General features: G+C 35.7%; 5 protein-coding genes and 1 pseudogene. 3 read left to right on the plus strand and 3 right to left on the minus strand.

All coding sequences use genetic code 11. From position 1 onward, the window contains the following. Positions 1-187 precede the first annotated feature (187 nt). Together LMU01S_RS01240 and LMU01S_RS01245 are read right to left on the minus strand one after the other, a co-directional pair. Positions 188-3,637, minus strand: a complete 3,450-nt coding sequence (locus tag LMU01S_RS01240) for a DEAD/DEAH box helicase family protein (RefSeq protein WP_056958992.1) — start codon at positions 3,635-3,637, stop codon at positions 188-190. Then, a complete protein-coding gene (locus tag LMU01S_RS01245; RefSeq protein WP_056958991.1) occupies positions 3,637-7,125 on the minus strand; it encodes an Eco57I restriction-modification methylase domain-containing protein in 3,489 nt (1,162 codons plus the stop codon). The genes LMU01S_RS01240 and LMU01S_RS01245 overlap by 1 nt, the downstream gene beginning before the upstream one ends. 282 nt (positions 7,126-7,407) lie before the next feature. Here LMU01S_RS01245 and LMU01S_RS10650 point away from each other — a divergent pair. From LMU01S_RS10650 to LMU01S_RS01255, 3 genes and pseudogenes are all read left to right on the plus strand, one after another. Next, positions 7,408-7,664 (plus strand): annotated as a pseudogene (locus tag LMU01S_RS10650) (type II toxin-antitoxin system RelE/ParE family toxin). Beyond that, positions 7,661-7,948 (plus strand): helix-turn-helix domain-containing protein, encoded by a 288-nt coding sequence (locus tag LMU01S_RS01250; protein ID WP_056958990.1) that lies wholly within the window; start codon positions 7,661-7,663, stop codon positions 7,946-7,948. Before LMU01S_RS10650 ends, LMU01S_RS01250 begins: the two are co-directional and overlap by 4 nt. A 327-nt stretch (positions 7,949-8,275) precedes the next feature. Continuing rightward, entirely contained in the window at positions 8,276-9,637 is a 1,362-nt protein-coding gene (locus LMU01S_RS01255; RefSeq protein WP_056958989.1) for an ISL3 family transposase, read from the plus strand. A gap of 151 nt (positions 9,638-9,788) precedes the next feature. On the opposite strand, the gene LMU01S_RS01260 is transcribed toward LMU01S_RS01255, so the two are convergent. Next, positions 9,789-12,200, minus strand: a complete 2,412-nt coding sequence (locus LMU01S_RS01260) for a Xaa-Pro dipeptidyl-peptidase (protein WP_056958988.1) — start codon at positions 12,198-12,200, stop codon at positions 9,789-9,791. Positions 12,201-12,255: the final 55 nt, after the last annotated feature.

The raw sequence follows: 12,255 nt of genomic DNA on the forward strand, positions 1-12,255 counted from the left end.
TTGTATACTTGACGGGCCCTAGTGCCCTTTGACGGGAGGATGGTTTATTTAAATCAAAATTAAACTGTCCAAAAGTCACCGTCTTAAACGGTTCCTTGGAGGTAATGTTCCCGCATTACCTCTTTTCTTTTATCAGTATAACACTGAAATAAATTGTTAGCAATTTCAAAAACATAATGAATTATCATCATTTGAATACGATATTTCCATTCAAAACCTTATATTTAGTAGTTTCTAGAGAAGCCTTCCTAGTATCTACACTACGCATATCTTTCCCCACATTTTCCATTTCATTCAAGTTATCTGGATCGAAGAATTCAATATAATTTTCAATATTCAACCAGAATGCATTAGGATTGTGAGCTATTTCCTCAACTATTGGGAATAAATCATCATCTTTATCGATAGTTTCAATATACTTGGTAATATTTTTCAATTGTTTAGGATCAATATTTACTGATTTAAGCTTGGACATGACCATATTAGGATCAGATTTTGCACTGTTTTGCAATGCTATTGAAGCCCTAACAGCAACTGTATTTTTGGTCGACTTAATATTTTCAGCAAAGAATTCATGTTGTTTGTTGTATTCTTCAATCTGTTTTTTGACTACGGTATATATCTTAGATTGAGCCTTTTCAATTGCTGCCAAAGCTTCTCCTTGAGTTAATATATCAGTATTATGCACGTCAAAAGAAATCTCACCATTCAAGCTCTTTTCAGCCTCAATAATATCTACTTTAGTTGAATTATCAATATCAACTAGCAGGTTTTCCTTTTCAAGGAAGGCATTGTTTATGTCATAGTACTGGATCTCTACAACAGCAATAGAACGATTATCCTTTCCATTAGAAAAGCTATAAACTGGTATAAGAGGTTTTTGAAGAGGAGTTAATTGATTTGTTTTGAAATCATACATACGCTTGTTAGCATGTTGGTAAACTTCTGAATGCTTTTCAGATGAGAAATCAGAATGATTTATCAATTGCTCGTTTGTCTTGTTTAACATGGACTTGATAGCGTTTTGCTTTTTCTCTTTGATATCCTTCAAGTAGTCTTCATATTGTGGCAAAACAACATTGTCGAACTCAGTGTCATTTAAGATACCAGCCATTTTATTACCTAACCTATTCATCATCTTCAATTGAGAATTGATAGATTGATAGATAGGGAAAGTGTAGATATAGATCTGGTCTTTGTTATCACCTTTAGGCAAAGGTCTGTCGATACGACCAATACGCTGTTCTAAGGTCATAGGATTATATGGTAGGTCAATATTCATTAATGTTACGGCATCTTGTAAGTTTTGACCAGTTGAAATAGTATCTGTAGCAACTATCAAATCGATTTGTTCATCGTCATCGATCAAATCTACCATTTTTTTAGATTGTGGTGAGAAGTGATTCAATACGTCTTTTTTAGTGGAAGGTTGTTGATTTATCTTAGCTGGATATCCATCTTTAGTAGTATTACCTGCGCCTACTATCATTCCCATAGGATATTCAAGACTTGATCCGTTATAATGCTCATATAGTTTTTCATAATAATAATTTACAGTGTCAGCAAACTGAGATATCAAGATTATCTTATGTCCCTTAGAGCGCTCTTCGTCGATACATTCGATAATTTTGTCGACCTTTTCATCAACTTTACTATAGGCTTTAGTTAAGTCGCTGATCAACATTTTTAAAGTGGAAACGTCACTGTTATAATCAGATATCATTTTATCTACGGCATTCTTAGCTTGTTTTGCAGTAAGACTATCGATTTGTGCTTTTAGATTTTCGATATATTTTCGTTTCCTGATTTGTGATTTGATACTTTGTTGAGAATTATCTTCTGAATAATCGACAAAGTCTTGGAATAAGAGTCCTACTTTGTCCTCATACTCTGTTATACCATATGCAGATCCTAAATATCGTTTGTAATAACTTAAAAGCTCTTTGCCTTTTACAAAAGACATTGGTCTTAAATATAATTCATTTAACTTTTCTAACTTATCAACTATGTGTTGTAAAGACGTAACATATGCTTTCCAACTAGAATCAGCTCTTTTAAGTAACATCATCTTTAATTGCTTAGCGCCGATCTCTTCTTTGTTATTGTCAATATATTTGATAGGATCTTGATATGGAAATTTTAAGTCAGCAATAATATCAAAGTTGTTACTGAAAATATCGTTCTTTCTGGGTTCATATGGTATATCTATACTTGGAAAGTTTCGGTGTGGAAAGCGTGCACCTTTACCACCATACGTCTTTCTTGTTCTTTGTAAATAGACATCGGCCCAGAATTCTTGGAAAGCAGCATCGTCTTGAGCTAAATGTCTTACGACCTTGTTACTTAATTTATTTGGAGAAAGTAAAAAATATTGCTTATACTTCCTGTCATTAGGAATAGCATCAACTTTAAGAAACAACGAGCCTATATTGATTACATCTTCACGAGCATTGTTCCAAGGGGTAGCAGTTAGAAGTAAACCTTTCACATTAGGATTTTGTTGTTTTATGAATGAGACTTTGCGGTATGCCTCAGTATTATTGTTCTTAAACCCTAGATGAGCTTCATCAATGACAACTAATGTATAGTTATTGTTTTCTAGCTGTTTATGGTCTATATTGACAAGTTGCTGACGTGAAATGTATTCATATTCATTGGGCTTGATACCAACAGCTTTTAATTCGTCGTGCCACTGATCTTTTAATTTATTATCAGCAACGATCAAGATTCGATTAATATTTTCAGTTTCTAAGTATTGTCTTATCACACCCGCTGTTGTCCTAGTTTTACCTAAACCAACACCATCTGATAGCACAGCCGTATTGAATGAATCGAGTTTTTCCTTGATATTGACGATCCCACTTCTTTGGTGTGGAAACAGCTCTTGTACCCATTTCTTGCTACTGTCTAATTCTGCATATGGTTGCGCAAATATACTAGCAAAATCATAATAAGTTTCCTTTACAGGCTTATATTGTTGAACGGTTTTCTTAGCACCGTTACTACTTGCGATCTTGATTAAATCAGGTGAAAAATCAGTTACCTCATCTGTAGAAAGCCATAAGTCATTGTACCAACGGTGTAACGCAAAGAAGCCGTCTTGAGTCAATACATTGAGTTCTGTATTACCTTCCAACCCCGATCTAGAGAAGTTAGATGAACCAACAATAGCTGTACCATTACTAGAATTTAAATTAGAAGCAAATAAATAGCTTTTTGCGTGGAAGTAATTAGCCGTACCAGTATAAACTTTTACCTCTATCTTACCTTCTCTTATCCAATCAGAAACCTTTCCGAGAAACTCTTTATCAGATATTTCACAAGTATCCTTTTGTGTCGTATCCTCAATTATTTCAATAAAGTTATTATACTTACTATTATCTAAGATATTAACTGTAGAACCATTAGTTTCATTGCCCATTAGGATACGAAAATGACCGTTCCTGTTATCCATAAAGTTAGTGAATTCGTCTTTTAATAACAGTAACCCACTGATATAAAAGTATCCTACAGCTACATCAAGGACTTTGAACTTATCATCCTTTAAAAGGTATTTTAATGCGTCAGTCATTGATACATTACGATTATCAATAACTTTTTTAGAAAATAGCTGTTCTTCAAAACTTGTTTCAGACATCATTTCACCTCTTTTAATCTATCGTAGCAATCAATAATACGCTGTGTTTCTTCTTGAACTGCTTTTGCATGTTTTGCACTTTCGAAGGTATGCATTAAAGTAACGACCTCTTGTCTAGTCAAATTAAAATCGATCATAACTCTTGCATTAAGTTCAGCGATCAATTCATTATGCTCGTAATTCATATATGCTTCTCCTGGAACTAGTTCATCTAAGTCTTGGTAGTACCCCTTGTTCTCTTTTAGAAGCTCTTTAATAATCTGAATGATCTCATCAGAATCCTTTATATCTGATATTCTAGGAATTGGCAATTGTTTTAAGTATATTTGATTAACGTTTATAGATATTAACTGTCTTAATGCAAAGTCTAAAACATAGCTATTTAGCATCCCTAGAGTAAACAATCGTTCGGTAATAGAGAAATTTTCTGCATTTTTTTCAGATATCAAACTGTTAGCACTAGTAGTTTGTGGTGGTAATAAACTAACTATCAAAGACCTGATATTGGTAGAACTTGCTACTGTTCTTAAAGCGATCCTATACGAGTCTAAATCATCTCCAAGCCTTTTTCTGGCTATGCTTTTATTTATTACATAATCTATTTCATCTGGATTAATGACAAATTGGTTTGTGTACTTTCCTTCATACAGAAGAATATCATCATCGGTTTTATCTTTTATCTCAATGAATTTATCTGCGTCATTTGTCCTATCGAAATCCCTTCTGAATTCAATAATATTTGAGTCCCTGAGTGGTTTGAACGCCATTCTTATCTTTCCAAACAAATCAAAGGTAGCCTTACTTCTCGCTTCAACCATTCCATAACGTTCTGGTTCCATGTCAAATAAAAATGTAAATGGATATTGTAACTTAACGCCATTATCATTTAAGTCGTCTAAATCTTGGCGATAGAAGAATGCATCAAAGCTATCAGATTCGCTGTTGTCTGTACTATTTTTACCTTCAAAAGACAATACAGCAAACTTATATCTACTATCTACAGAAGCAAATATATTCCTCCTGTTTTCAAAAGAAAGAAATTCAGACAGATTATAGTTATCTATTACCATGTGCCTTAGTCCGGTAGAACCATTATCTGTAGCAAAGTTATCTGGTACCAAAATACTAAATAAAGCGTCATTCTTAGCTAATTGAGCAAAACGCTCTAGGGAAACTTTATATAAATTAGGATCAGACGATACTTTTTTACCATTTACCTTCCAAGACTGAAAATGAAAATTATTGTTATCTCTAAAGTATTTAGAACCTGCTTTTATTCTAAGTTGTTCTTCGTCCCATTTCTCAGAAATGTTTGACATTAGAGTGATCAACTCTTTTTCACGCTTTTTCTTTTCCTTCTTGTTAGATAATTTACGGTAACCTTCGTCATACTCAGAAAAGAATTCATCTGAATTAGGCTTCCAAACTTCCCATGGTGGATTACCGATAACAACGTCTACACCGCCGTGTTCATTAACACTGCCGTCTTCGTTAAAGAAAATCTCAGGTAAGCAAAACTCAATACAACCAATCTCTAAGAAGCTAGCATATTCAGATATATCATTAGCTTCGGGCATAACTTTTTCTGTTAATTCATCACGTAGTTTGATGAAGGCGCTAAAATCAGTTGACTTAAGCTTTCTCAACCTAGCAATGTCTTTCTTGTATTTACTAAATACCTCCTCACGTCTGTAATAAGGTACAGCATTTATCAATGAGTTTGCGTGTATCAACGTCCTACCTATCAATTGAGGTAATTTAGTATTCTTTGGCTTGTGTTCTAGGGACGATAAAGTCAAGGTCAAACTAGAGATAATGATAGCCTTGTAGTCAATATCTACACCGTAGATCATATTCTGCATTACATAGTCTTCCCACTTGTATTGGCTGTCTTCTTCATTGCTAAGGAAATCATATTTATCTCTTATTTCTTGAGGAAATTCAAGTGCGTTGAGCATAGGGAATTGTTCGGATATCTTTAAGAACGCCCCTCTTAAAAATGACCCACCACCACAAGAGAAGTCAGCTATCTTCAAGTCTAGTAAGTGCTGAATTGCTTTATCTATCTGTTCAATATTGCCTTCCTTAAGAGAAGCTTTGATAGCGTCATATCTCTTGTTAAATTTAACAGCAACCGTATTATTGACCATATAGTTAACAAAACGCTGATCAGTATAGTAAGCCCCCTTATTCTTTTGTTCAATATCATCATCACCAAAGAAAACTACAGGTTCTTTAGTATCTTGATCTAGTGTTATTTGAACGTTTTGACTCATTGAGTCTTCGTATTGTTTTTCAATAGCTTCAGGTGGCATATCTTCGAATCTAAAACTAAAGTTACCTGCTTTTGTATCGATATATGGTTTTGCCCAGTCTACACCGTTTTGTTCGGCTAATTCATTGTCGATCTTAGTTGCTGCACTACCTATCGAACCAGCAAAAAGGTCTCCACCGTAAGCTAGCTCAAATTGTCTACTTGCTTTCTTACTTAGTTGAGAAAGGAATTCATCTTCACCCTGTTTGATACTGACTTGAGAAGTAGCTTCAATTTCATCTGAAGTAAAGCTATTGCTAAACAAGTCAAAAACTTCGATTGAGTTCTTCTTTCTGTTTATCTTTTTAATATCCTTTTCTTCACTGACGTTCTTGGCAATGTTAACAGCTTTTTCGATAGCTTCATCAAGTGATCCACTACCTACACCTAGGGCTATCCCATCAACGTTGAATGATTCAGCGCCATAGTAACCTTCAAGGAAACGCCTCATCAATTGTCTTAATGAGATAGTATCGACAACCGTAGATAATACTTTCTTATAAGACTCATCTTGAACTAGAGCCGTAATATTGTTTTGTTTTATGTATATTTTTGCTTTGTCTGAAACTAAATCGTTTAGATGTTTCTTTAAATCTGAGGCGGTTATCCATTCAGACAGCTTCTTTCTGTATAAAGACACCATCGCTAAGAAACCAGTAGAAAGTTCACGTCTAAATGCTTTGTCGTCAATCTTGATTTCTGCTCCAAATCCAAAAGGACTTTCTTCTACAACAATGCTATCGTTTTTCAAATAATTGAGATTACGCCTGTATAGATCAATATCAGCTGTATCTGGTTTAATATCTAAACGAGTATCTCTATTACCGCCAACCATTGGAAAGAAGACTAAACGTTGCTTACCGATAAATACAACAACAGATACAGAAAAATCAGAACCCAATTGGTTGTTCTTAATATCGATAACCTGTTCGTAGAGTTTACGAATTTGCATAGTATTTGTATTCTTATCTAAGTCTGGTAAGGCAACTGCAGCCATAACACCAGTATCATTTTCATCAATCTTATCTGTGAAATATACCCTTAGGTCACTATCAGGGGTTACGGGGTTTTTACCGACACTATATCCTAAATAGTCTGCAAGGATATTTATAGACTCTTGGTCCCCTGTTAAATTATCCAATAATAATTTAGTATTATCACTATTATTACTCATTACTTTTCCACCTATTACACATGTTAATTAAACTCATTATATCATCATACAAAAAGAGACTCATCAGAATTATACTTTCCAGTGAGCCTCTTACTTGCTTTAAGGTCAACTAAAATAAAAAATTTAGCTTGTTATTTCGCCTATCATCAAGTTGTAATCTTAGACCAAATGTTAATTATTTATCTAGACCTATTAATTTACGTTGTTTTTGATTTGATTCGTTGGCAACAAACATTAAACAAAGAATTTGCTTTCTGATAGCCAATTAGCTATCGTGATAGTATAAAGAAGATAAAGTTTGACTACTATGATTGGGATGAGTTTGAACATTTTTTGGATCAAAAAGTTGGAAGATAATCTATATGAGATTTGTTCTAAGCGGGTTTCGAATATTCAGCAGGCTATCTATTTTCAAGTGAGAGATATCTAAATACCTAATTACTAATGCTTTTACCAAAAATACGCAGAAAACGCCAGAGAGAGAAAAAAGACTTGCTCGAAATAGACGAAAGAAATATCTTAAAGGGGGATCATCATGAATAAACTTAATGAATATATTGTTAGAAGAAATAAACGTAATCCTAATTTTGCTAAACTTGTTGAACAGGAAAATATTAACTTAGAAGTAGCTATCAAAGTTCGTGATCTCCGTGAAAGTATGGGGATGAGCCAACGAACATTTGCTGAGTTAGTCGGAAAACCACAATCAACTATTGCCAGAATTGAACATGGAACAATGAATGCCTCAACCAGAGTACTATCTGAGATTGCACAAGCAACTAACCAGCGATTAACTATTCAATTCAGCCCAAATTTCAACTGATTTATACCATTATATAAAAGAGACTTACTGGAATATTATAATTCTGGTAAGTCTCTTCTCCTCTTTGAATTAAGTATTATTATAGCTGCTTCTAGGAAGAAAAAAGCATCCCGATACTTTATACCGAGATGCTATCAGTCAAATTGATGTAGTAGCATATTTTTGAGGCTCTATACCTTTTGCTGTGTAATGATAACTTGTTCATTACACAGCTTTTTTGATATGGTATATAAATAAAAGTTTTTACACAAAAAAAAGAGCCATAATGGCACCTTTTTCTCTTGTGTATACAACCACGAAAACATCATTAGAAAGTATGGTGACATTATGACCTCTTTAAATTATACTACACATTCTGTTGATTCGATAGTTAAATCTTGTCTTGATATTAGTGATCCTCATCTTCACTTCTCTAATGAACCTTATGATGAAAAGATCAATGGTATCTCTTATAAAGTTTTTCAAGCTACTATCAATTTCTTGCCTCACGAATTAACGAACTTTCGTTGTTTTAATTGTGGCTTTACCACCTTTTACCGTAATGGTTACACTCCTAAACGACTCATTCGGATCCCAGCTGTCAACGCCACTCATCAAACTACTATCCAAGCTCGTTCAGCTCGTATTCGTTGTCGCAATTGTAATTCAACTATTTCTGCCAAAACTACGCTCCTACCTCCAAATTGTCAGATCTCTTATTCACTTAGAGCTAAGATCGCTACTAAACTAAGACATGACATTTCCGCTAAAACGATCGCTTATGAAGAAGGTGTTTCTGCTTCGACCGTTAATCGTATGTTATCTCATACTCGTTCTGAATTTCGGAATAACTTCAATTTCTTACCGCTCCATCTTTGCTTTGATGAATTTAGAGGTACTCACAATGGCTATCACTTTATCTGCCTTGATTCGGATAACCATGTTATCCAAACTATCTTACCTAATAGGTTTAAAGATACTATCATCAAGTATTTTATGAAATTCCCGGAATCCGTCAGACAGTTAGTGCGCACCGTCAGTTGTGACCTAAACTCTTACTACGTTGATATTGCTAAAACTCTATTCCCTAATGCTAAGATCATCATTGATCGTTTTCATATCGTTCAAATGATTAACCGAGCACTTAACTCTATGCGAACTGATTTGATGAATAACTTTGAACGTAGCTCTAAAAACTACAAACTATTTAAGCGTAATTGGAAATTATTCTTAAAACGCTATGACGACCTAGATTGTACTCATCAATTTTATGAACGCTCACTAAAAATTTGGACTACCTCAGAACGTTTAGTAAATTTGGGACTTGAAGTTGGTGATCAAACCTTTAATGAAGCTTACTGGGACTATCAACGTTTATTAGAGCTCATCACCGCTCCAACTAAAAACAAAATAGACATCTTTAAACAACGTATTCACGAAGTTCATCAAAAGTACCTTACTAAGCGTAACTTAGCTACTAAATCTGAAAAAGTTCTTTTATCGTTCTTTGATAATTTAGACGCGATCATCTCCGCCTTAGACCCAATGTATTCACGTTACACAAACGGTCCATTGGAAGGGATCAATCGGAAGATCAAACAGATACAACGTACTACCTATGGATATAGAAACTTTGATCATTTAAAAGCACGTATTTACCTTCAAACCTATCTTGGAAAAGATACAAGAAGTTCCATAAAGATAGCCTAGACCATCTCCATGGAACTTCTAAAAAAATTTAACTTTACACAGTGGTTGACAAAGAGACAGAAAAATTCCGCGTTCAAACCGCATAAACTATTTTTCTATTTAAATTGTATACTTGACGGGCCCTAGTGCCCCTTATGTCACAGCCTCTTTTTTAGTTGTCTTGAGGAAGTTCTAAATAACATTTTGCTAGGTCTAAGATATAACTGATATCTTCGTTTCCCCGTAGCGTACCAAACATGTCAGTAGCATAGACGATCAGTCCTAATTTTCGCCCAGCAGGTAAGTGATAGTGTGTGGGCTGTAGTGTTACTTCAAGTTGATAGAATTTATCAGCTAAAAGTTCATCGTTTCGCCAAAGTTCAGTACGATTTTGCAAATTGATATGGCCTTTACTGATGAGTTTAAAGGGCGTATCTTTTCCTAGCGTAAACTCAACGAGATCATTTTCGCGCCAATTATAGCCCGCCAAGATCCCCTTAGGCTCAAGGACAGTAGGCGTCTCATTTAGGCGTTTAGCTTTACCAAGATCAACGAGCATAAAACTAAGTAGACCATGATCCGTAGAGCAAGCCACTTTAACACTGAGTTTAGGTGCACCGCTGATGATCAATGGCTGCTTTAAAGGAGCTGTTTGGAATTTTAAGCGGGCTTTTTCAAGCGGTGAAGCCTCAGAACTAACAAGATCATTTTTCCAAAGCTCAAGATCTACTTGATAGTTAGCGAAAGCCTTAGGTGTCAGCTGATCGTTAAAACTCAAAGTCCCTGTATCAGAGATATCAGCTAGCTTTCCAGCTTGTGTCAGCCAAAGTTTAGTTGTAGTCAGTGCTTGCCAAGTAGAATAAGTTTTCCAAGTATCAGGCTCAACATTATCTTGGATCAAAACGTCAGGCAAAACAGTAGTCGCTTGATTATCGATCCCATAGAGTTTATGTGACAACCAAAGATTCATCATATCGGTAAAATCAAGTGACTGAAAATTATTGATATAAATGTGTTGTCCTTGATGTAAGATCAATTTGGTCTTGACCGGTAGCTCTTGGAGGGCTTGATAGAGATTAAAGACATTCCGCGGTTTAACGTTCCAGTCATTCAAACCATGTACTAAGACAACATCGCATTTGATGTTAGCGACGTTATTTAGATAGTTACGTTCATCCCAAAAGCGATTATAATTTCCAGTCTGGCGGTCTTGACCAGCAAAGAGTAAGTCCAATTGCTTTTGCCATTTGGTAGCAATTTTTTGGTATTGTGCCAGATCTTTGCGTCGACTAAAGCATTCTTGGGCTAAAACATCGGCGTCTTCGCCAACATAGCCATCGGGGGAAACAACTAGCCCACCATCACGATAATAATCATACCAACTAGAGATCGCTGCTTCGGAAATGATCGTCTCTAAGCCTTCGATCCCAGTCGTTGCAGCTGCGGTAGCTAAAGTTCCAAGATAGGATTTTCCAGTCATTGCAACTTTTTTATTGCACCACCAGGCTTTGATCTCGATATTTTCACTGCGATTGGTGAAGGCACGACGTTTTCCTGTCAACCACTCGATGATGGCAATTGTTGAGCTAGTTTCTTCTTGCGAGCCACAAGTACGAAAGCCTTCTGAATCGCGCGTTCCGATCCCTGCAGCATAGACGACGCCAAAACCACGTGCCAAGAAGTAATCATTTAGAGTGTAGCTCAATTCACGATCAAAGGTCTCTTCAGCTCGTGTTGAACGTCCGGCGACTTCACGCTTAGGAGGTAAGTTTGGTGCTTTGGCTTCGAATTTTATATCAGTATAGCTAGTCGTAGTCGGTGTTTTATGTGTTAATTTCGCGGTGGCTGGATGTAACATTTTGGCGCCTAAAGAATCATTAGTCCCTTGATTGTAAGGGCTAGCCGTATATAAAACAGGTACTTTAAGGCCGTGCTCTGTATCTTTAGGCCGCATGATCTCAACTTTTAACAGATCCAATTTACCATCGTGATCAGAATCGACATCGGCTTCGACATAGACGACTTCGCGGATCAGCTTGTCAGTATCAAAGATCGGTTGCGCCTTGCCGTTAAAGAAGAGAGGCTTTTTGATCGCAGGTAGCTCATAGAATTTTGTAAAATAGCCTAAGGCAGCTAAGCGATCAAGTAGAGTCTGCCCGTGTTTAGTATGGGTGCAGAGCAGATCATATAGCGCATTGATCAGGTCGGTGCGATCATTAAGTTGTTGTGCATGGTAAAGTCCAAGTTTATCCATTGAACCAAGTGGATCGTCGATATCAAAATCAGTCTCAGCTTCAAAATCAAGTAATTGCAGTGCTACCAAATAAAAAGTTTTTAAGTCCACTGTTTGGCTTTGTTTGAATTCGACGACATCAAGTGTTGGTGTGGCCAAAAGATCGCTCAAGTACGCTTTCTTTGCTGCGGGCGTCTTTAAATGTGGCAAACAAGCAAGGATAAATTGGATCCAGATATGGTTTAAATCATCGTTATGTTGCACATCGCAGTTTAAAAAGCCGATCTGATTGAGTTCACGTGCTTTAGTCTTAGCATCGACAGTTAGATGAGCAAATTGGTTGATCTTCATGCTAAAAGCCTCCTTGTAGAGTTGATGTGTCAATTATAGTCGTTTACTCATAGAA

The organism is Ligilactobacillus murinus DSM 20452 = NBRC 14221, from assembly GCF_001591685.1.
GTDB lineage: Bacteria > Bacillota > Bacilli > Lactobacillales > Lactobacillaceae > Ligilactobacillus > Ligilactobacillus murinus.

Bases quoted from the DNA above. Each gene is read 5' to 3' on its own strand.
- LMU01S_RS01240 (WP_056958992.1), bottom strand. From the start codon at position 3,637: ATGTCTGAAACAAGTTTTGAAGAACAGCTATTTTCTAAAAAAGTTATT.
- LMU01S_RS01245 (WP_056958991.1), bottom strand. From the start codon at position 7,125: ATGAGTAATAATAGTGATAATACTAAATTATTATTGGATAATTTAACA.
- LMU01S_RS01250 (WP_056958990.1), top strand. From the start codon at position 7,661: ATGAATAAACTTAATGAATATATTGTTAGAAGAAATAAACGTAATCCT.
- LMU01S_RS01255 (WP_056958989.1), top strand. From the start codon at position 8,276: ATGACCTCTTTAAATTATACTACACATTCTGTTGATTCGATAGTTAAA.
- LMU01S_RS01260 (WP_056958988.1), bottom strand. From the start codon at position 12,200: ATGAAGATCAACCAATTTGCTCATCTAACTGTCGATGCTAAGACTAAA.